At 63.9% G+C, this 20,833-nt stretch carries 22 protein-coding genes and 1 pseudogene; 15 read left to right on the forward strand and 8 right to left on the reverse strand.

Features of this window, described 5'->3' with window-relative positions; all coding sequences use genetic code 11:
• Positions 1-9: 9 nt before the first annotated feature.
• Positions 10-2,130, forward strand: coding sequence for a molybdopterin oxidoreductase family protein (locus O7B34_RS14770; RefSeq protein ID WP_337146714.1), 2,121 nt, complete (start codon positions 10-12; stop codon positions 2,128-2,130).
• 110 nt (positions 2,131-2,240) lie between these two features.
• Positions 2,241-3,050: an agmatinase gene (gene speB, locus O7B34_RS14775; protein WP_337146715.1), complete on the forward strand. Its 810-nt coding sequence runs from the start codon at positions 2,241-2,243 to the stop codon at positions 3,048-3,050.
• A gap of 15 nt (positions 3,051-3,065) precedes the next feature.
• Here speB and O7B34_RS14780 read toward each other — a convergent pair whose 3' ends face one another.
• Together O7B34_RS14780 and O7B34_RS14785 are read right to left on the reverse strand one after the other, a co-directional pair.
• Entirely contained in the window at positions 3,066-4,208 is a 1,143-nt protein-coding gene (locus tag O7B34_RS14780; protein ID WP_337146717.1) for a flavin-containing monooxygenase, read from the reverse strand.
• A 62-nt stretch (positions 4,209-4,270) separates the two neighbouring features.
• On the reverse strand, positions 4,271-4,750 hold the full coding sequence (locus O7B34_RS14785) for an Lrp/AsnC family transcriptional regulator (RefSeq protein ID WP_337146718.1): 480 nt from the start codon (positions 4,748-4,750) through the stop codon (positions 4,271-4,273).
• Between the two features lie 107 nt (positions 4,751-4,857).
• On the opposite strand from O7B34_RS14785, the gene O7B34_RS14790 reads away from it, so the two are divergent.
• From O7B34_RS14790 to O7B34_RS14800, 3 genes and pseudogenes are all read left to right on the forward strand, one after another.
• Positions 4,858-6,066, forward strand: coding sequence for a diaminopropionate ammonia-lyase (locus O7B34_RS14790; protein WP_337146720.1), 1,209 nt, complete (start codon positions 4,858-4,860; stop codon positions 6,064-6,066).
• Between the two features lie 26 nt (positions 6,067-6,092).
• Positions 6,093-6,281, forward strand: a pseudogene (locus O7B34_RS14795) (Zn-dependent hydrolase); the annotation flags it as partial.
• A complete protein-coding gene (locus O7B34_RS14800; RefSeq protein WP_337142903.1) occupies positions 6,274-7,434 on the forward strand; it encodes a M20 aminoacylase family protein in 1,161 nt (386 codons plus the stop codon). The pseudogene O7B34_RS14795 and the gene O7B34_RS14800, both read left to right, overlap by 8 nt.
• Positions 7,435-7,753: 319 nt before the next feature.
• Here the strand turns inward: O7B34_RS14800 and O7B34_RS14805 are convergent, their stop codons facing one another.
• Positions 7,754-7,894, reverse strand: a complete 141-nt coding sequence (locus O7B34_RS14805) for a hypothetical protein (RefSeq protein WP_337142902.1) — start codon at positions 7,892-7,894, stop codon at positions 7,754-7,756.
• A 109-nt stretch (positions 7,895-8,003) separates the two neighbouring features.
• On the opposite strand from O7B34_RS14805, the gene O7B34_RS14810 reads away from it, so the two are divergent.
• The 6 genes from O7B34_RS14810 (at position 8,004) to O7B34_RS14835 (ending at position 14,231) form a co-directional block, all read left to right on the forward strand.
• Complete coding sequence (locus O7B34_RS14810; RefSeq protein WP_015318449.1) at positions 8,004-8,177, forward strand: hypothetical protein; 174 nt, start codon at positions 8,004-8,006, stop codon at positions 8,175-8,177.
• 72 nt (positions 8,178-8,249) lie between these two features.
• On the forward strand, positions 8,250-10,343 hold the full coding sequence (locus O7B34_RS14815; protein WP_337146721.1) for an ATP-dependent helicase: 2,094 nt from the start codon (positions 8,250-8,252) through the stop codon (positions 10,341-10,343).
• 9 nt (positions 10,344-10,352) lie between these two features.
• Positions 10,353-11,132, forward strand: a complete 780-nt coding sequence (gene dapB, locus O7B34_RS14820) for a 4-hydroxy-tetrahydrodipicolinate reductase (protein WP_337146722.1) — start codon at positions 10,353-10,355, stop codon at positions 11,130-11,132.
• 175 nt (positions 11,133-11,307) lie between these two features.
• Positions 11,308-12,321 (forward strand): ABC transporter substrate-binding protein, encoded by a 1,014-nt coding sequence (locus tag O7B34_RS14825; RefSeq protein ID WP_337131809.1) that lies wholly within the window; start codon positions 11,308-11,310, stop codon positions 12,319-12,321.
• Positions 12,322-12,483: 162 nt separating this feature from the next.
• Positions 12,484-13,338 carry an ABC transporter ATP-binding protein gene (locus O7B34_RS14830; protein ID WP_015318445.1) on the forward strand — a complete coding sequence of 285 codons (855 nt, stop codon included), beginning with the start codon at positions 12,484-12,486 and terminating at the stop codon, positions 13,336-13,338.
• A 14-nt stretch (positions 13,339-13,352) separates the two neighbouring features.
• Complete coding sequence (locus O7B34_RS14835; RefSeq protein WP_337146724.1) at positions 13,353-14,231, forward strand: ABC transporter permease; 879 nt, start codon at positions 13,353-13,355, stop codon at positions 14,229-14,231.
• A 45-nt stretch (positions 14,232-14,276) separates the two neighbouring features.
• On the opposite strand, the gene O7B34_RS14840 is transcribed toward O7B34_RS14835, so the two are convergent.
• Together O7B34_RS14840 and O7B34_RS14845 are read right to left on the reverse strand one after the other, a co-directional pair.
• Positions 14,277-15,629, reverse strand: a complete 1,353-nt coding sequence (locus O7B34_RS14840) for a sensor histidine kinase (RefSeq protein WP_337146725.1) — start codon at positions 15,627-15,629, stop codon at positions 14,277-14,279.
• A 12-nt stretch (positions 15,630-15,641) separates the two neighbouring features.
• Positions 15,642-16,319 carry a response regulator gene (locus O7B34_RS14845; RefSeq protein ID WP_337146727.1) on the reverse strand — a complete coding sequence of 226 codons (678 nt, stop codon included), beginning with the start codon at positions 16,317-16,319 and terminating at the stop codon, positions 15,642-15,644.
• A 487-nt stretch (positions 16,320-16,806) separates the two neighbouring features.
• Between O7B34_RS14845 and O7B34_RS14850 the strand changes: the two genes are divergently transcribed.
• From O7B34_RS14850 to O7B34_RS14865, 4 genes are all read left to right on the forward strand, one after another.
• Positions 16,807-17,007, forward strand: a complete 201-nt coding sequence (locus O7B34_RS14850; RefSeq protein WP_337146729.1) for a DUF680 domain-containing protein — start codon at positions 16,807-16,809, stop codon at positions 17,005-17,007.
• 44 nt (positions 17,008-17,051) lie between these two features.
• Positions 17,052-17,279, forward strand: a complete 228-nt coding sequence (locus O7B34_RS14855; protein ID WP_337146730.1) for a DUF680 domain-containing protein — start codon at positions 17,052-17,054, stop codon at positions 17,277-17,279.
• A 439-nt stretch (positions 17,280-17,718) separates the two neighbouring features.
• Positions 17,719-17,952 (forward strand): DUF680 domain-containing protein, encoded by a 234-nt coding sequence (locus O7B34_RS14860; RefSeq protein ID WP_337146731.1) that lies wholly within the window; start codon positions 17,719-17,721, stop codon positions 17,950-17,952.
• A gap of 221 nt (positions 17,953-18,173) precedes the next feature.
• Positions 18,174-18,416: a DUF680 domain-containing protein gene (locus tag O7B34_RS14865; protein WP_337146733.1), complete on the forward strand. Its 243-nt coding sequence runs from the start codon at positions 18,174-18,176 to the stop codon at positions 18,414-18,416.
• A gap of 37 nt (positions 18,417-18,453) precedes the next feature.
• Here the strand turns inward: O7B34_RS14865 and O7B34_RS14870 are convergent, their stop codons facing one another.
• The 3 genes from O7B34_RS14870 to purM are packed head-to-tail and all read right to left on the reverse strand — an operon-like array spanning position 18,454 to position 20,798.
• Positions 18,454-18,963 carry a SixA phosphatase family protein gene (locus O7B34_RS14870; RefSeq protein ID WP_337146734.1) on the reverse strand — a complete coding sequence of 170 codons (510 nt, stop codon included), beginning with the start codon at positions 18,961-18,963 and terminating at the stop codon, positions 18,454-18,456.
• A gap of 15 nt (positions 18,964-18,978) precedes the next feature.
• Complete coding sequence (gene purN, locus O7B34_RS14875) at positions 18,979-19,692, reverse strand: phosphoribosylglycinamide formyltransferase (RefSeq protein ID WP_337142890.1); 714 nt, start codon at positions 19,690-19,692, stop codon at positions 18,979-18,981.
• The gene (gene purM / locus O7B34_RS14880) at positions 19,689-20,798 is read right to left on the reverse strand and encodes a phosphoribosylformylglycinamidine cyclo-ligase (protein ID WP_337146735.1); all 1,110 of its coding nucleotides are present in this window, start codon (positions 20,796-20,798) and stop codon (positions 19,689-19,691) included. Before purM ends, purN begins: the two co-directional genes overlap by 4 nt.
• Between the last annotated feature and the right edge of the window lie 35 nt (positions 20,799-20,833).

Consider the following 20,833-nt stretch of genomic DNA (forward strand, 5'->3'; position numbering starts at 1 on the left):
TTTGCCCCCATGAACCAGCACGCGAACCTCCGCATCGGCCATTCGGCCTGTCCGCATGATTGTCCGTCGACCTGCGCGCTCGAGGTCGAATTGCTCGATGGCAACCGCATCGGGCGTGTCCATGGCGCCAAGGCCAACAGCTATACGTCGGGCGTCGTCTGCGCCAAGGTTGCCCGCTATGCCGACCGCGTCCATCATCCCGACCGTCTGCTGAAGCCGCTGGTGCGCAAGGGTGCCAAGGGCGAGGGCGTCTGGCAGGAATCAAGCTGGGAGGCCGCACTCGACCTCGTCGCCGAAAAGTTCATGTCGGCCGAGGAGAAGCATGGCTCGGAGACGGTCTGGCCTTACTATTACGCAGGCACGATGGGGCTGGTGCAGCGCGACGGCATCGACCGGCTGCGGCATTCGAAAAAGTACTCGGGCTTCTTCGGCTCGATCTGCACCAATCTCGCATGGACCGGCTGGATGATGGGGGCAGGCGCCTTGCGCGGACCGGACCCGCGCGAGATGGCCAAATCCGATTGCGTCGTGATCTGGGGCACCAATGCGGTGGTGACGCAAGTCAATGTCATGACCCACGCCATCAAGGCGCGCAAGGAACGTGGCGCGAAAATCGTCGCCGTCGACGTCTATGAAAACGCGACCATGAAACAGGCCGATATGGGCCTGGTCCTGAAGCCCGGCACCGATGGCGCGCTGGCTTGTGCTGTCATGCATGTCCTGTTCAGGGAAGGCTTGGCCGACCGCGCCTATCTCGAAAAATACACCGACGATCCGAAAGGACTGGAAGCGCACCTGAAGACGCGCTCGCCGGAATGGGCCTCTGCCATCACTGGCCTTGGCGTTGCCGAGATCGAGGCCTTCGCGCGATTGGTCGGCTCGACCAGGAAAACATATTTCCGCCTCGGCTATGGCTTTGCGCGCCAGCGCAACGGCGCCGTCAACATGCATGCGGCGTCCTGCATCGCCGCCGTCACCGGCGCCTGGCAGTATGAGGGCGGCGGCGCCTTCCATTCCAATTCCGGCATCTTCAAACTCAACCAGGATGTGCTCGAAGGCACGAGGATGCGCGATCCCTCGATCCGCTATCTCGACCATTCGCGTATCGGCCCGGTGCTGACTGGCGCCAGCGACGCGCTTTATGGCGGACCGCCGGTGGCGGCGATGCTGATCCAGAACACCAATCCGGTGAATGTCGCGCCCGAGCAGCGGCTGGTGAAACAGGGTTTCCTGCGCGACGATTTGTTCACCTGCGTGCACGAGCAGTTCATGACCGACACTGCCAAGCTGGCCGATGTCGTGCTGCCGGCGACGATGTTCGTCGAGCACGACGACATCTACAAGGGCGGCGGCAACCAGCACATCACGCTCGGCCCAAAACTGATCGAGCCGCCGGAAGGGCCGCGCACCAACCATTTCGTCATCGAGCAACTGGCCGAGCGCCTCGGTGTCGCCGACAGGCCGGGCTTCGGCCTCACCGAACAGCAGCATATCGACATCATTCTTGGCAAGCGCGGGCTGGGCAGCTTCGACTCCTTGAAGGACGAGAAGTGGATCGACCTGCAGCCGGATTTCGACACGGCGCATTTCATCCGGGGCTTTGGTCACGCAGACGGAAAATTCCGCTTCCGCGCCGACTGGACCGGGCAGGCGGCTCCCAACCGGCCGCCGAAGAGCATGGGCTTGTTCGGCCCGGTGGCGCGACTGCCTGAATTTCCCGATCATGTCGACCTGATCGAGGTGGCCGACGAAGCGCATCCGTTCCGGCTAGCGACCTCGCCGGCGCGCAACTTCCTCAACTCGACCTTTTCCGAAACACCGGTGTCGAAGGCCAAGGAGGGCCGCCCGGAGCTCCTGCTGCATCCCGACGATGCGGCGGCTCTCGATCTTGCCGACGGCGACCGTGTCGAGATCGGCAACATGCGCGGCGAGGTGGTGCTGCGCGCCAGATTGTTCGACGGTATCAAGCGCGGTGTCGTGATCGCCGAAGGCATCTGGCCGAACAGCGCGCATGAGCGCGGCGAAGGCATCAACGTGCTGACGGGAGCCGATGCGCCCGCCCCCTACGGCGGCGCTGCCTTCCACGACAACAAGGTGTGGCTGCGCAAGGCGGAAAACCTGGGCGCCTAGCGCTGCTGATTCCCGTTCCCGATTCCACCTCTGGCCCAAGCACCAGCGGTCGCGAACGCCAACTCCCGTCTCTATAGAGGCAGTCGTCCGTCGCAAATGGGAGAGTGTCGATGGCCGGCGCGATTTCGCTTCTGGGAATACCGCATGACGAGAATTCGTCCTATCTCCAGGGGGCTGCCAAGGCGCCACCGCTCATCAGGCGCGAACTCATCAGCGATGCTTACTCCTCATGGAGCGAGACCGGCTTCGACCTGACCGGCCGTTTCGTCGATCATGGCGACATCGACTTCGCCCAACCGGGCGATCCCTGGCAGCGGATCGAAAGCGAAGTCGACCGCGCACTGGACGCAGGCCATCCCCTGATCAGCCTGGGCGGCGATCACGCCATCTCCTGGCCGGTGCTGCGTGCGGTGCGCCGTCGCCATCCAAGCCTGACGATCGTTCACATCGATGCCCACCCCGACATCTATCAGGCCTACGGTGACAATCCGCGTTCGCACACATCGCCTTTCGCACGGATCATGGAGGAGCGGCTTGCCGACCGCCTGATCCAGATCGGCCTGCGCACCGTGAACGACCATCACCGCGATCAGTTCAAGCGCTTTGGCGTAGAGGTCGTGGAGGCTGCGCATTTCAGCGAAAGCCTGTCGCTTGATCTCAAGACGCCCGTCTATATCTCGATGGATCTCGACGGGCTCGATCCTGCTTTTGCGCCCGGCGTCTCCCATCGTGAGGCTGGCGGGCTGTCGACACGGCAAGCCATCAACCTGATTCAAGGCATCAACCAGCCGATCGTTGCTGCTGATATCGTTGAATACAATCCGAGCCAGGACCTCTCCAATGTGACGGCGCTTGTCGCCGCCAAACTGACGAAGGAGATCGCCGGCATGATGCTCAGAACATCATCAGCGGCGGATTGACGGCGCGGCCGAATTTCACACCGGCAGGGTCTCAGTCGCCTTTTTCCTGTTTTGCCGCTGGCGGATGTCGTCGGCGACCGCCTGGGCTTCGATACCGATTTCGCGCAGCAGCCCGGTGACCGCGTTGTGAAAGCCGACCAGATAGAGGCCGAGATCCGAAGCGCGGGCATTGACGCCGCTAGGCCCCGGCTCGATGCCGGGTTCGAGGAACCTGGCATAGCCCGGCCGATAGCCGGTGGCGAAGAGGATGGCGTCGAATTCGCTGTTCCTGCCGTCCGCAAAACGCGCACCGCGTTCCGAGATTTCAGCGATGTCGGGCGCCACCTTGATCGCGCCTTCGCGGATCTTGCCGATGGTGCCGACATCGATCACCGGAATGCGCGATGCAAGCGCGATCTGCTGCAGCAGTCCCTGCTTCGGCCGCCTGAGCCCAAACTTCTCCAGCCTGCCCAGCACCAGATCGAGGATGACGGGGAACAGGGCGTCGTTGATGCGCTGCGGCCCGAGCCGCGTTGCCATGCCGACCATCTGGATCGGCACGCCGAACAGTTCGCGCGGCACGATGTGAACGCCGCCACGCACCGAGATCGTCGGCCGGGCGCCGGCTTCCGCCAGATCGAGCGCAATCTCCGCACCGGTGTTGCCCATGCCGACGACCAGCACCGATTGGCCGGCAAAAGGCGTGGCGTTGCGATAGTCGGCGCTGTGCAGCGTCTTGCCCTTGAAGCTGTCGATGCCGGCAAATTTGGGCAGCAAGGGCTCGGCATTGTAGCCGGACGCTATCACCACATGCGAAGCACGTAAGGCGCCGGACGTCGATTCCACCCGCCAGCCGCGGCCCTCCCGGGCGACCGCCCGCACCGTCTCTCCGAAGCGGGGCTCGAGGTCGAAACGCTTTGCATAGGCTTCGAGATACTCGACCACGAGATGGCGCGGCACATAGCGCGGATAGTCCTTCGGGAAGGGGACGAAGGGCAGCGAGGAGTAACGCTTGGTCGTATGCAGGTGCACGCGGTCGTAGTGACGCCGCCAGGCTGGCGCCGCCTGCTGCTCCTTTTCGAGCATGACGAAATCCAGCCCGGCTTGCCGCAGACACGCAGCAACCGCCAGGCCCGCCGGTCCGGCACCGATGATCGCGACTTTCGTGGCTTCGTCCATGCGCGCCTCCACCGCCAATTCGCGATCCAGAATGTCAGAAACGTGGCAAGGGTGCCACCGGCTCATCCAGGCAAGGGCACCGTCAACCCGACCTTGACGCGGTCCATGGCGACGAAGGTGCGGAACTTCCGCACATTGTTGCTGCCGAAGAACAGTTTTCGCGTCAGCGCCTCGTAGGCGCCCATGTCGGCCACGGTGATGATGAGGATGAAGTCGCTTTCGCCGGTGACATAATAGCATTGCTGCACTTGCGGCTCCGCCGAGAATTGCCGCTTGGCCGCATCGATCAGTTCGGTGCGTTCGCTTTCCAGCTCGACCTCGACGAAGATGGTGATGGGCTGACCGAGGGCCGCCGGCTCCACAATGGCGACATTGCCGGCGATGACACCGGTCTGCTCCATGCGCTTGATGCGGCGCTGCACCGCCGGTGCCGACAGGTTCACCGCCTCGCCGATCAGCCGCTGCGGCGTCGTGTTGTCCCGCTGCAAAATGGCAAGGATAGCAAGATCGAATCTGTCGAGTGAGGGTGGCGGCTGAGGCACTGGCGTATCCTGACGAAAGAAACTTGCATTCTAGGTGCCGAATTACAGCGCCTTTTGCGCATCTCCTGCAATATCTTCTCTCAGACGACGCCGAGGGGAGACCGTCAATGTTCCTGCCCAATCGAAACGCCTTGCATGGCCGACCGCTGGACGCGGCCGATGCCGAAATCCTCGGCATTGCCGGGGCGGACACGGTCGAGCGCTTCCTTGCCCGCCGTGACAATTATCTGACGACGCCGCTGCACGCGCTGCCGGCGCTGGCTGGCGAACTCGGTCTCGCTGCCTTGCATGTCAAGGATGAGGGCTTTCGTCTCGGCCTCGGCAGCTTCAAGGCGTTGGGCGGCGCCTATGCGGTCTTCCGCCTGGTCCTGGAAGAGGCCAGCAAGCGGCTCGGCCGCCCCGTCGATGTCGGCGATCTCGATCGGCCCGAAGTCCAGTCGGTTGCAGCGACCATGACGGTTGCATGCGCCACCGACGGCAATCATGGCCGCTCCGTCGCGCAAGGCGCCGAGCTCGTCGGTGCCAAGGCGGTGATCTTTGTCCATGCCGGCGTCAGCGACGAGCGCGTCGCGGTCATCGCCCGCTATGGGGCCGAGATGATCCGCGTCGACGGCAATTACGACGATTCGATCAGGCAGGCGGCGCGCATCGCCGCGGAGAAAGGCTGGACGGTGGTTTCCGATACCTCATGGACGGGCTACGAACGCATTCCAGGCCTTGTCATGCAGGGTTACACGGCGATCGTGCGCGAGGCGCTGCGCCAGCTCTCCGAACCGCCGACCCATGTCTTCGTGCAGGCCGGCGTCGGCGGCATCGCGGCCGCGATCGCCGGCCATCTCGCCATCGTGCTCGGCGAAACCAGACCGGTTTTCACGGTGGTCGAACCCGCCCGTGCCGCCTGCGTCTTCGGCGCCGCCAAGGCCGGGCATCCGGTCAAGATCGCGCATGGCGAGGCGACGGTCATGGCGATGCTCGAATGTTACGAGGCGTCGCCGGTCGCCTGGCGGGTGCTGGCACGCGCCGCCGATGCCTTCATGACCGTCGACGAGGATGACGCCATCGCGGTCATGCGTCGGCTGGCATGGCCGGCCGGAAACGATCCGGCCATCGTCGCCGGTGAAAGCGGCGGGGTCGGTCTTGCCGGGCTGATCCGCGCGATGGCCGATCACAAGGCCGAGCTTGGCCTCGACGCCACTTCGCGCGTGCTGGTCGTCAACACCGAAGGCGCGACCGATCCTTGCCGCTATGCCGAACTCGTCGGCATGAATCCGGAGGATGTGCTTGCCGGCAAGGCGTTTTCTGAAGCAAAGCCATGACCTCGCTTGACGCACAAAGACTGCTTGGCCGCATCCGCGACGCGCAGATGATGCCGCGCCTTGCGCCCGCGGCGATGATTTTCATGCCGAGCGCCGGCGGCATCAGCCACAATCCGCGCGAACATACCGCCGATGCCGAGCTTGTCGCCGGCGCCAACATTCTGCTTGATGTCGTCACCCGCCTTGCTGATCAGGAGATATCAGGCAATGGCTGAAATCGATCGCGATGCGCTGAAGCTGGAGATGACCGGATGGCGGCGCGATCTGCACGCGCATCCCGAATTCGGCTTCGAGGAGAAGCGCACGGCGGCCTTCGTCGCGGCCAAGCTGCGCGAATTCGGCCTGGACGATGTCGCCGAGGGTGTCGGCGGCACCGGCGTCGTCGGCACTTTGAAGCGTGGCAGCGGCAACCGTGCCATCGCGCTGCGGGCCGACATGGATGCGCTGCGCATATCGGAGCAATCGACCGCGCCATACCGCTCCGGCAATCCCGGTCTCATGCATGCCTGCGGCCATGACGGCCACACGGCGATGCTGCTGGGTGCGGCCAAGCTTCTGGCTGGGGAGGGCGGTTTCGACGGCACCGTGCGCTTCATCTTCCAGCCGGCGGAGGAATGGGGAAAAGGCGCGTTGGCGATGCTCGACGATGGCCTGATGCAGCGCTTTCCCTTCGACGAGATATTCGGCCTGCACAACATGCCGGGCCTGCCCGTCGGGCATTTCGAAACCCGCGCCGGTCCGGTCATGTCGGCCGAGGATATTTTCGAGATCGTCCTCAGGGGATTGGGCGGCCACGCTGCTCGGCCGCATTCGGGTCAGGAAACGCTGGTTGCCGCCTGTGCGCTGGTCACCAACCTGCAGACCATCGTCTCCCGACGGCTGAGCCCGGCCGACATTTCCGTGGTTTCGGTGACCGAACTGATCACCGACGGCACCCGCAACGCACTGCCGGGCCTTGCCCGCATCCTTGGCGACGCGCGCAGTTTCCGCCCCGAGGTCAGCGCCGAAATCGAACGCCAGATGCGCATTGTCGCCGAAGGTATCGCTGCCGCCTACAATGTCAGCGCCGAGGTCAACTACACCAGGGAATTCGTGCCTTTGCGCAACGATGCCGAACTGGTCGATGCGGCCTTCGCAGCCGCCGGGACCGTTTTCGAGCCCGGCAATATCGCGGTCGCCCGCGAGCCGATGACGGCGTCGGAGGATTTCGCCCGCTTCCTCGACCACGTGCCGGGCTGCTTCGTCTTCCTTGGCAACGGCGAAGCCTCGTCACCGCTTCACAATTCCAGCTACGACTTCAACGATGACGGGCTGTTGTTCGGTGTCAATTTCCATGTCGCCATTGCCAGGCAGCGGCTTGGGACTTGAACCTCCGTGGGCTTTTCGCGGCACTTTACGGGGGGAAAAACGCCCGGGAAAGGTTGAAATCCCTGATCTCGCATGACGCAACGGCAAGACTCAGCTAGCCTACCTGGCGCGGCGGATCTGATATCCGCCTGGCCGGCGCTATCAGATTACCTCCCAAGCGGCGCCGGCCTTCTTCCCTGCGCTAAATTAGCTTTCGTTAAATTTAGAATGCTCGCGCTTGGCGGGCCACGAACCGCCAAGTTCCGCCTCGATCGCCTCGAGGAATGCATCACGGCAATGCCTGAGGGCGATGCCGTAATCGTCTGGCGCAGGGCACCATTCACTGGCCGGCAATGCCATTGTTCACGACAGGAATTGCGAGGTCTTGGTCCGCTCCAGTCGCCTTAGTCGGCGGCAGTTTGTTGTCGCAAGCCGAGAGAGCCAAGGCCACCAGCGCGAGGATCAGTACCAGCTTTTTCATCGCTACTTCCTCCACCCCCAAAACGACGCGGTGTCGGTTTGGTTGCGCGATTGCACCGAGGGAACAAAATCCGCTGCCTCAGGTTGACCCAGCGAAGGAGGACCGCCGCATGATCCGTTTGCTCCTGGTTGGCACGTTGGCCTTTGTTACTTACCGTCTCGCCCGCAAGATGATCGATGAGGTACCCGACAGTGTCGATCCTCTCTTGCTGCCGGCGCCCGCAAACGACCGCGAGGCGTTGCGCCGGCAATCGGCGTCGATGGGCGTTGACCCGAAACGCTGACCTTCTTGTTCCGCCGAATTGGCGGAGCTGCTTCTCTGTTGCGAACAAAGCGGAAACGATGCTTGATGGGCGATGAACCTCGCCGCCCATGATTCGACCTTTTTGGACTCGACCGTCCAGCCGGCTTATCTCGCCCGGCTAAACGACGCCCAACGCCAGGCCGTCGAACATGGCGACGGCAAGATTGCAGGCCCGCTGCTGGTCATCGCCGGCGCCGGCTCCGGCAAGACCAACACCCTGGCGCACCGCGTCGCCCATCTGATCGTCAAGGGAGCCGACCCGCGCCGCATCCTGCTGATGACGTTTTCGCGGCGCGCCGCATCCGAAATGGCCAGGCGCGTCGAGCGCATCGCCGGCGAGGTGCTAGGCCGCGATGCCGCCGTGATCACGGATGCGCTGACCTGGGCCGGCACTTTTCATGGCATCGGTGCGCGGCTGCTGCGCGATTATGCACTGGAGATCGGCCTCGATCCGGCCTTCACCATCCATGATCGCGAGGATTCCGCCGATCTGATGAATCTCATACGCCACGAACTCGGCTTCTCCAGGACGGAAGCGCGCTTTCCGACCAAAGGCACCTGCCTTGCCATCTATTCGCGCGCCGTCAACGCGCAGGTGCCGCTCGGTGAGGTGCTGGGATCTGCTTTCCCCTGGTGCGCCGGCTGGGCCGAGCAGCTCAAGCAGCTGTTTGCCGGCTATGTCGAGGCCAAGCAGGCGCAGAACGTGCTCGATTACGACGATCTGCTGCTCTACTGGGCGCAGATGACCGCCGAGCCTGAAATCGCAGCGCATCTTGGCGGGCGTTTCGACCATGTGCTGGTCGACGAATACCAGGACACCAATCGGCTGCAGGCGTCGATTCTGCTTGCGCTGAAACCCGACGGCGCCGGGCTGACGGTGGTCGGTGACGACGCGCAGTCGATCTATTCGTTCCGCGCTGCCGAAGTGCGCAACATCCTCGACTTCCCCAGGCAGTTCGCCCAGGCCGCCGATGTGGTGATGCTGGAGCGCAATTACCGCTCGACCGAGACCATTCTTGCGGCCGCCAATGCGGTCATCGGCGAAGCTTCGGAGCGCTTCACCAAGAACCTGTGGTCGGAACGCAAATCCGCCGACAAGCCAAGACTTGTGACCGTGCGTGACGAGGTCGAGCAGGCCAATTTCGTCTGCGACACGATCCTGGCGGAGCGCGAGGCTGGCACCGCGCTAAAGTCGCAGGCGGTGCTGTTTCGTGCCTCGCACCACAGCGGACCGCTGGAGATCGAACTTACGCGGCGCAACATTCCCTTCGTCAAGTTCGGTGGCCTGAAATTCCTCGATGCAGCCCACGTCAAGGACGTGCTGGCGGTGCTGCGCTTCGCCGAAAACCCGCGCGACCGTGTCGCCGGTTTTCGCGTGCTGCAGCTTTTGCCGGGGATAGGCCCTTCCGCCGCCGCGCAAATCGTCGAAGCGATGACGTCGGCGTTGGACGAGGCGATGGGCCTGACCGGCTGGCGTCCGCCGCCGCGCGCCGCCGACGATTGGCCGGGTTTTGTCTCGCTTTATTCCGGCTTGCGAGCTGGCGCCAAATGGCCAGCCGACCTCGAACAGGTCAGGCTGTGGTACGAACCGCATCTGGAACGCATCCACGAGGATGCGATCACGCGCCGGGCGGACCTGTTGCAGCTCGAGCAGATCGGCTCGGGCTATGCCTCGCGCGAACGCTTCCTGACTGAGCTGACGCTCGATCCGCCGGACGCGACCAGCGATCAGGCCGGGCCGCCGCATCGCGACGAGGACTATCTGATCCTGTCCACCATCCACTCGGCCAAGGGCCAGGAGTGGAAGAACGTCTTCGTGCTCAACACGGTCGATGGCTGCATTCCGGCCGATCTCGGCGTCGGCACCAAGGAGGACATCGAGGAAGAGCGCCGGCTGCTCTACGTGGCGATGACACGAGCCAAGGACAGCCTTAACCTGGTCATGCCGCAGCGCTTCTTTCCGCACGGCCAGGCGGCGCGCGGCGACCGCCATCTCTATGCCTCGCGCACCCGTTTCATCCCGGCCTCCATTCTTGCCGCCTTCCAGCAGCTTTCGTGGCCGGCCGCGCAAGCGGCGCAGGGCAGGGCACCCCGGCCGGAGGTGCGCGTCGACATCGGCGCCCGCATGCGCGGGATGTGGAAATAGCAGGAGCCGATGGCGCAGCCGCCGATCAGGATCGCCATATCAGGCGCGCTCGGCCGCATGGGACGCCAGATGGCGAATGCGGTGCGGGCCGATGCGCGCCTGGCGCTTGCCGCCCGCTTTCACCGCCCGGGCAGTGTCGGTGATGGGCTGGTGAGCCGCGACGAGGCGCTTGCGATGGCCGATGTGGTCGTCGACTTCACCACGCCGGCCGTCTCCGCCGACCTGGCCAGCTTCTGTGCGGAGCGCGGTGGACCAGCGCTGGTAATTGGCTCGACGGGTTTCGATGCCGCCGAACTGGCCACCATCGCCGCCGCCGCGAAAACCGTCGCCATTGTGCGGTCCGGAAGCTTCTCGCTCGGGCTCAACATGTTGGTCGGATTAGTCGGGCGGGCAGCGCGGGCACTTGGCCCGCAAGACTGGGATGCCGAGATTTTCGAGGCGCATCATCGCCACAAGGTCGACGCTCCATCGGGCACGGCGCTGATGCTGGGGCAAGCCGTTGCCGGCGGACGCGGCGTCGAACTGGACGCGGTTGCCAGGCGCGTCCGCGATGGCGTCACCGGCGCGCGGCCGGCTGGCGAGATCGGCTTCGCGGTGGCGCGCGGCGGCAGCATCATCGGCGAGCACAGCGTCAGCTTCTGCGCCGAGGGCGAAACCGTCACCGTGTCGCATGCGGCTGGCGACCGCATCATGTTCGCGCGAGGCGCCATCGCCGCGGCACTCTGGGTGGCGGGCCGCGCTCCCGGCGAGTACGACATGCGCGACGTGTTGGGTTTTGGCGCATCGTAACCGGCAAACCCTGGCTGTTTTCATTCCCCGGTTGCTAAAATGGCTGAAAGCCAGCTGAAAGCTTGGGCATGCAATTGATTCATTGCGGCGTTCGCCGCGTGACCGGTGCGGGAGTGGCCGGCAGGAGGAATGCGGCGCAGCCTGGATGGCGCGCCGCCCAGGTGGAGGAAGTTACATGACCGGTTTGATCTCGAAGTGCATCTTGCGTTCGGCGGCGCTGACGCTCGCCATTGTCGGCACGGGCGCGACCGCGGCGTCCGCCGCGGACAAGATCACCATCATCGTCGGCGGCATGGAAAAGCAGATTTACCTGCCTGCCGTGCTCACCCAGCAGCTCGGCTACTTCAAGGATGAGGGGCTCGACGTCGAACTGATCAACTCGCGAGCCGGCGTCGAGGCCGAGAATGAATTGCTGGCCGGCGCCGTGCAGGGCGTTGTCGGCTTCTACGACCACACTGTCGACCTGCAGTCAAAGGGCAAATACATCCAGTCGATCGTCCAGTTCAGCCAGGCCCCTGGCGAGGTCGAACTGGTCTCAGCCAAGCACCCGGAGATCAAGTCGCCGGCCGACTTCAAGGGCGCCACGCTGGGCGTCACCGGGCTTGGGTCGTCGACCGATTTCCTGACCCAGTATCTTGCCGTCCGCAGCGGCCTGAAGCCGGGTGATTACACGCTGCTGCCGGTCGGCGCCGGCAATACCTTCATCGCCGCCGTCAAGCAGGACCAGATTCAAGCCGGCATGACCACGGAGCCGACCATCGCGAAATTGCTCAAGACCGGCGAGGCCAGTGTCCTGGTCGACATGCGCACGCCCGAAAAGACCAAGGAAGCGCTGGGCGGCGACTATCCTGCGGCATCCTTCTACGTCCAGTCTTCCTGGGTCGAAGGCCACAAGGACGAAGCACAGAAGCTCGCCAATGCCTTCGTCAAGACGATGAAGTTCATCGCCGGCCATTCGGCCGAGGAGATCGCCGACAAGATGCCGAAGGACTATTACGCCGGCAACAAGGACCTCTATATCCAGGGGCTCGCCGGCGGCAAGGCGATGTTCACGCCCGACGGACGCATGCCGGCCGATGGCCCGGAGACGGTGCTGAAAGTTCTGTCGACTTTCTCAAAAAGCCTGCAGGGCAAGCAGATCGACCTGTCGAAAACCTTCACGACGGAATTCGTCGACGCCGCCAAGTAGGCAGGCAGGCGAGGCGGATTACCCGGTTCGCCCTTGAGGAACAACAAGTAGCGCCGCTGGCCTGAATCGATTTGGCAGCGGCGCGCCTACCGATGTCGAGAGATGGCGGGCCCACAAGCTTTGGCCGCAGGCATTCTCGCATCATCGCTACAGGAGTATGCCATGCAAGTGCAAACGATGGCGGCCGAGAAGTTGTCTCAGGCCGCGCCGCCGGCCGATGCCGCGATCGCCATCGATGATGTGACGCTACGCTTCGTCACGCCCGACGGCCATATGATGACGGCGATCCGCGACTTCACCATGACGGTGGCGCGTGGCGAATTCGCCTGCGTCGTCGGGCCGACCGGCTGTGGCAAGTCGACGACGCTCAACCTCGTCACCGGCCTGCTGCGGCCGACCACGGGTCATGTCCGCGTCATGGGCAAACCGGTCACCGATATCAGCCGCGACATCGGTTTCGTCTTCCAGGCCGATGCGCTTTTTCCCTGGCGAAGCGTCATTGACAATGTCGCCGCCGGTCCGCTTTATCGCGGGATCCCCAAGGCGCAGGCCTATGATCGGGCCCGCGACTGGATCGCCCGCGTCGGCCTCGGCCGCTTCGAAAAACATTATCCGCACCAGCTTTCGGGCGGCATGCGCAAGCGCGTCGCCCTTGCCCAGACCTTCATCAACCAGCCGAAGATTCTGCTTATGGACGAGCCGTTCAGTGCGCTCGACATGCAGACGCGCACGGCCATGCAGGACGAGCTACTCGGCCTGTGGTCGGAACAGAAATCCTCCGTCGTCTTCGTCACCCACGATCTGGAGGAGGCGGTGGCGCTGGCCGACAAGGTCTATGTGCTCACCGCCGGGCCGGGAACGGTCAAGAGCGTCTACCGCATCGACCTGCCGCGTCCGCGTGTCATGGCCGACATCCGTTACGACCCGAAATTCGTCGAGATCGCCAAGGTGATCTGGAACGACCTGCGCGAAGAAGTGCAACTCGGCCAGAGCCGCACCTTGCAGAGCGGGCATTGAGAGGAGACACCAACATGACCGCTATCGCTCCCACCGCTTCCCATGCCGCCGTCCGCGATGCCTCCATTGCCGTTGCCGAGGCCCGGGCGAGGGCCCGGCTGCGCCGGCGCCATGCCTTGGTCATCGGCCTGCGCCTGGCTATCCTCGTTGCCTTCCTTGGCCTGTGGGAACTCGGCGCCGACTATAACATCATCGACCCGTTCTTCTTCGCCAGCCCCTCGGGCATCTGGGAACAGATCTGGTCGTGGATCACCGAGGGCACCTCGCAGGGACCGCTCTGGCTGCAGATCTATGTGACGCTGGAGGAAACCTTCCTCGGCTTCGCCATCGGCGCACTGGGCGGCATCGCCGCCGGCATCATCCTCGGCCGCAACCGGCTGCTGGCCGATGTCTTTTCGATCTACATCAAGATCGCCAATTCCGTGCCGCGCGTCGTGCTCGGCTCTGTCTTCATCATCGCGCTCGGCCTCGGCATGGCCTCGAAAGTGGCGCTCGCCGTGGTGATGGTGTTCTTCGTCGTTTTCGCCAACGCCTTTCAGGGGGTTCGCGAGGCCGACAGGGCGATGATCGCCAACGCCCAGATCCTCGGCGCCTCGCCGTTCCAGATCACCCGCACCGTCATTATCCCGTCGGCGATGAGCTGGATCCTGGCCAGCCTGCATGTCAGCTTCGGCTTTGCCCTGGTCGGCGCCGTGGTCGGCGAATTCCTCGGCGCCAAGCAAGGCATGGGCCTGCTGATCTCGACCGCGCAGGGCGCCTTCAACGCCAATGGCGTCTTCGCCGCCATGATCATCCTGGCGGTTATGGCGCTGGTGGTGGAATTCATCATCACCCGCTTCGAGAACTATGTCGTCAAGTGGCGGCCGGCGCCGTTCAACGAGCAGGGCACCTGATTTTGTTCCGAGGACAGTACGAGTCCGCGCTTGGCGCGGGTCGGGTCATGCCAGGGGCAACCTGACCTCGACCACCAGACCGCCGGCCGCGCCATCCCCGAGGGTGACGCGGCCGCCGGCATTCTCGACAACCTCGCGCACGATGGCGAGGCCCAGGCCGCTGCCTTCCTCGGTCGAACCGGCGATGCGATAAAAGCGCTCGAACACGTGATCCCGCTCTTCGGCCGGGATGCCGGGCCCGTCATCGGCCACTGTCAACACGGCTTCGCTATCGATGGCGGCCAGCTTCACCGTCACGCTGCCGCCTGCCGTGGAGTAACGCAGCGCGTTGTCGACAAGATTGACGATCATCTCGCGCAGCATGGTGCCGTCGCCAATGACTGCAACCGGCCCTGTTTCCTCCAGCCCAAGATCGATCTTGCGGGCGATCGCCGCGGGCGCCTGCGTTTCCAGCACATGGCGGGCGGCTTCGGTCAGGTCGATGCGATCGGCGCGTGGCCGCCGGCTGCCAGGCTCGGCACGCGACAGGGTGAGCAATTGTTCGGCCAGCCGCGCCAGCTTGCCGGAGCTGGCCTGCAGCGCCACCAGCGCTTCCTGGCGCGCATCGGTGGCGGTTTCGCGCAGCGCATAGCTTGCCTGCGTCGATAGCAGCGCCAGCGGCGTGCGCAATTGATGTGCGGCATTGGCGATGAAACGGCGCTGCGCTCCCATCTGCGCGCGCACCCGTTCCATGTAGGCGTTGAGCGCCTCTATCAGTGGCCGGATTTCGCTCTGCGCGCCCGGCACGTCAACCGGATCGAGGTCGCTTCGGCTTGGCGAACGCACCGCGTCGCGCAGGCTTATCAATGGCGCCAGGCCGCGGCGCAGGCCAAGCAGCACGAACACGCCGGCGATCGCCACCAGCGCCAGTTGCTGGATGAAGGCGCTGAACCACAGCCGCTTCACCATCGCATCATGCCCGGAGAGCGTTATGCCCACGGTGACCGTTATGGGGGAATCGCCGCCGGCGCCGATCACCGCGTGACTGAGCGTCAAGAGCCGCAACGTATGGTCGCGATAGCTCGCCTCGACGCTCGCATGCCGCGGCGCTTGCGGCAAATCGGGGTAACCGGTCAGCAACCGTCCTCCGGCGGTCTCGACGCGATAATAGACGCTGTCGCGATCGCCGGTATCGAACATCTCGATCGCCGCCGGCGGGATGGTGGCATCGAGTACGCCATCGGCCATGGCGACCTGCTCGGCGATGGCGCGGGCCGAGCCGACCAGCATGCGGTCGGTGACCAGATCGGCGGTCGCCAGAGCGTTGCGCTGGCTGGTCCACAGATTGATGGTCGCAAGCCCGGCCAGGGGGAGCACGACCCAGGCCAGCAATTGCAGGCGCAGGCTGTTAGTCTTCATGGCGCCAAATCATCATGGCGCCAGGTCATCGTGGCGCAAGAGATAGCCGAGGCCACGCAAAGTGGTGATCTGGACCCGCGAGCCTTCAAGCTTCTTGCGCACACGGTGCACATAGATCTCGATGGCGCTTGGATCGGCGTCGGTCTCGAAGTCATAGATCGCCGCGGACAAGGCGGCCTTGCTCACGGTGCGTCCCGCCTTGATCATCAACTGCTCGAGCACGGCATGTTCGCGCGGCGTCAATGCCAGCGTCTCGCCGCCGAGCGAAAACAGCCTGGTGTTGGTGTCGAAGACGAGGTCGCCGCAGGCAACGACCGGTGCCGTCCGGTCACTGGCGCGGCGCAGTTGGACGCGGATGCGTGCTTCGAGCTCCTCGATCTGGAAGGGCTTCGGCAGATAGTCGTCGGCGCCTTCGTTGAGGCCTTTGACCCGGCCATCGAGGCTGGAATTGGCAGTCAGTACGATCACCGGCACTCGGTTGCCGCGTGTTCGCAGCATACGCAGCACTTCCAGTCCACCCATGCGAGGCAGCGCAAGATCGAGAATGACAAGCGCGTGGTTGCCGGCGGCGAGCGCATGCTCGACATCCTCGCCGTCATGGACGATGTCGACGACATAATTGGCCTGGCGCAAGGTCTTGCCTAGCCAGTCCGCCAGTTCGCGATTGTCCTCCACAAGCAGCAATCGCATGTCTATTGCCGTTCCAGCATCCGCCCATTTTTGGTCTCAACGGCCGCCTCGGACTCGATTGGCGGGCCCATTCGGCAATCGGACCGAAATGATCGATAGTCTCGATCGCAACGCAAGGCAAATGCGGCTTGGCCGCGGTCGGGATCCGATTTTTGCAGGCTCAGACACCCCGTTTTGAAAATTAAATCGAACCGAACGGTTCGGTTCTGGTTGACGGATTGTATCGCAAACGGTGAACAATGTCCTCCGATCTGCTCTGGCATGCGCCCGGGATGGAAACGCTAACAATCTGAAAACATGAGATAAATCAGACTCAAAATGCTGCGATGCAATATGCATTGTCCATAATGTAATGAAATGCTGCAAAACCGATGCGACTAGAAATCCCAAAAGGCCTTTCCCATCTGGAGGTGGTCCGAGCGACGCGAAATCCTCCCAAGGGCACGCCACTAGACGGACAGAACAAAGAAATTCTGGAGTAAATAAAATGACCAAGATCGCTCTTACCGCCGCCGCCATCCTCGTTGCCACGGGCACTGCTTTTGCCGGCAGCGACAATTATGGCTCGGCCAACGCCAACCAGTCTGCCGCCACTGTCGACCATTCGGTCACCGCTTCGACCTCGAAGTCGACGGCAGCGTCGGTCCAGGCTCCGCAGGGCGCTGACCGCAACCTCTTCGGCCGCTAATCGCGACTGCCAATCCATCCACCTTTGATTCAGGAGTACTTGAAATGACCAAGATCGCACTCACCGCCGCCGCCATCCTCGTTGCCACGGGCACCGCTTTTGCCGGCAGCGACAACTATGGGTCCAACAACGCCAACCAGCCGGTTGCCAGCCAGTCGACCTCCAAGGTCGACACCTTCCGCACCGGTTCGATCCTGAAGGCGGACAAGGCGCAGGCTGACGCCAATGCCAAGGTGCCCGCTCAGTCAGGCCAGGGCATCTGGGGCCGCTGATCCCTTCAAGCATCGCATGACGACAAAGAGCGGTGGGCCTGGCCCGCCGCTCTTGTTTTTTGCCAGAGGGGCCGGTTGAGGCAACCGGGCCGGCCATGCCGGACAACCATCGAGCGGGCGCACCCCGCGTGCTGATCACGGATCGAACCAATCGGTTCAATTAATGTTGACGAGCCGTGAGCGCAGCGCGAAACGGAGCTCGGCGGAACACAACGCAATGCCCCGTGAGATCTTCATAACTATCTGTTATTACTGACGAAAAGCGTCTCATTTTCAAATTCCTTGTCGACCTTTGAGGTCCGAAATCGGGCCGTGAAGGAACATCTTCGTGATTGGAAGCCGGCGAACGAAAAACCCACTTCCAGGTGGTCCGAGCGACGCGAAATCCTCCCAAGGCTCGCCACTTGACGGACAGACCAGAACTATTGGAGTAAAGAAAATGAACAGGATCGCACTTACCGCCGCCGCCATTCTCGTTGCCACGGGCAGCGCCTTCGCCGGCAGCGACCACTATGGCTCGGACAACGTCAATCAGCCGGCTGTCACCGCGCCTGCGGACAGGATCGACCACAGCTCTACGGCTTCGATCCGCAAGCCGGTCGAACACCGCGGTTTCAAACTGACGCCCGATTCCAATCAGCCGGACCCCGGCCAGGGCAACTGGGGCCACTGATCCCGCGCGGGGCCTCGACTAACTCGACGTCAAAGAGCGGTGGGCCTGGCCCGCCGCTCTTGTTTTTTTGGATGAGCCCTGGGCATTGGCCGTATCAGCCGATCCTGGCAGTCGGCAAAAAACATTTCACGGTCAGGAATAAAACCAGGCTGCTTCTGGTCTTGTCCTCAGCGGAACCGTCCTCCCAAGACGCCGCCCAACGGATGAACCTGGAGATTGAAATGAACAAACTTGCTCTCGCTGCCGCCGCTATGCTCGTCGCAACCGGAGGTGCACTCGCCGGCAGCGACCATTATGGCTCGGACAATGCCAACCAGCCGGTCGCCCCGGTCGCCGGCGTGGACCACGCCGCCACCGGCGCCGTCGACAACAACACGAATATGACCAGGCACAAGGCTGCCGACACCAAGGTCAAGCCCGGCATCGACTGGCCGGAGCCCGGCCAGGGTATATGGGGCAACTGATGTCAGGGGTGCGGCAGGTCTGATCTGCCGCACCCGTCTAGCTCAGATCCTTCCGCCGCAGACAGTGCGTCAGCCGGGCGGCCGACAAGCCAGACCAATCGTGGTCAAAGACGAAGCGCGCGAGGGCTGCTGTCGGAAACTTTTGCTCGAGCCTCTTGCGCGCCTTCGCCTCCGATCCCGGTCCGGCAAGCTGTTTTGCCAGATCCTCCAGGCCTGGATTGTGGCCGAGAACCAGCACGCAGCCGCTGGACGGGTCTGCTTTGCGTACCTGGCTCAGAATATCCGCCGCCGAAGCATCGTAAAGCGCCTCGGCAAACGCGACCCGAGGCTGCGCGGGCAGTTCCGCGGCCACGAGCCGCCACGTATCGCGGGTGCGCAGCGCCGGTGACACCAATGCAAGGTCCGGCAGCCAGTCGCGCGCGGCAAGCTCGCGACCGATCAATCGGGCTGCCTTCAACCCACGTTCCGCGAGCGGCCGGTCGAAATCATCGAGATCAGGATCATCCCAGCTCGATTTGGCATGGCGTAGGAGGAGCAGCTGTTTCATCGCCATGTCCTCGGCTTAAGGCGTGATCCGCGCCAGATGCTCGAGATCGGCTTCCTCGCGCAGCGGGTCGGGTGCCATTACCACCGAGGTGCCGTTGTCGGCATCGTCGGCAAAGTGGGCGAGCACGGCGCGGCCCGCCTCCATGCGCGCCTTGCCTTCGGCCACCAGTCCAAGCGCCAGCGGATAGAGCCGATGCTCGGCCTTCAGCACCCGGGCAGCCAGCGTATCGGTATTGTCGCCGACCATCACCGGCACCGCCGCCTGGGCGATGATCGGCCCGTCATCCATCTCGGGCGTCACGAAATGCACCGTGCAGCCATGGATGCGGATGCCGGCGGCCAGCGCGCGGGCATGAGTATCGAGCCCTTTGAAGGCCGGCAGCAGGGCAGGGTGGATGTTGATCATGCGGCCCTGCCATTTCTGGACAAAGCCGGGGGTCAGGATGCGCATATAGCCCGCCAGCGCCACGATGTCGGCATTGAAGGCCGCGAGTGCCGCGTCGATCGCCGCGTCATGCGCCTGCTTGCTGCCGTGATCGGCGCGCGAAATGACTTGTGTGGCGATGCCGCGTGCCCTGGCGATGACGAGGCCGGCGGCGTCCGCCTTATCGGAGATGACGCCTGCGATCTCGGCCGGGAAGGACGGGTCGCTGGCCGCCGCGATCAGCGCGGTCATGTTGGAGCCGCGCCCCGAAATCAGAACGACTGTGCGTTTCCTCCGCGCGCTCATAGGCCGATCGAGCCCCGATAGATGACGCCGGCGTCGCGGCGCGGCACGATGCGGCCGATCGGCGTCACCGTCTCGCCGGCTTCCTGCAGGACGGCCGCAACCTGCGCCGCCTGACCCGAAGCGACAGCCAAAATCATGCCGATGCCGCAGTTGAAGGTGCGCATCATTTCTTCCGGCGCCACGCCGCCGGTCTTGGCCAGCCAGGAGAACACCGGCGGCGCGTCGATGGCTTCGAGGTCGAGCTCGGCCGAGAAATCCTTGGGCAGCACGCGCGGGATGTTTTCCGGAAAGCCGCCGCCGGTGATGTGCGCCAGCGCCTTGATGCCGTGCGTGTTGCGGATCGCCTTGAGGAGCGATTTCACGTAGATGCGGGTCGGCTCGAGCAGCGCCTCGGCCAACGTCGCTTCGTCGTTGAACGGCGCCGGATCGCTCCACGCCAGGCCGCTCGCGGCAACGATGCGGCGCACCAGGGAAAAACCGTTGGAATGGAGGCCGGAGGAGGCAAGGCCGAGCAGCACGTCGCCTTCGACGATGTCGTCCGTGGGCAAAAGCTGCCCGCGTTCGGCCGCGCCCACCGCAAAGCCGGCAAGGTCATAGTCCTTGCCGTGATACATGCCGGGCATTTCGGCGGTCTCGCCGCCGATCAGCGCGCAGCCGGCCTGGCGGCAACCCTGCGCGATGCCGCCGACGATCGCGGCACCCTGTTCGGGATCGAGTTTGCCGGTGGCGAAATAGTCGAGGAAGAACAGCGGCTCCGCGCCCTGCACGACGATGTCGTTGACGCACATGGCGACGAGGTCGATGCCGATCGTGTCGTGCTTGCCGGCATCGATGGCGATCTTGAGCTTGGTGCCGACGCCGTCATTGGCGGCGACCAGCACCGGATCTGTGAAACCGGCGGCCTTGAGATCGAACAGGCCGCCGAAGCCGCCGATCTCGCCATCCGCGCCTGGCCGGCGCGTCGCGCGCACCAGCGGCTTGATCTTCTCCACCATGAGATTGCCGGCATCGATGTCGACGCCGGCCTCGGCATAGGTGAGCCCGTTTCTGCGCTTGGCCGTTTTGTTCTGGCCCGTTTTATGCTGGCCGGTTTCGCGCTTGCTCATCGCAATGTTCCTGCTCGTTTGCGGGCTCTTCGCAT

It is taken from the genome of Mesorhizobium sp. Cs1299R1N3, assembly GCF_037179625.1.
GTDB lineage: Bacteria > Pseudomonadota > Alphaproteobacteria > Rhizobiales > Rhizobiaceae > Mesorhizobium > Mesorhizobium salmacidum.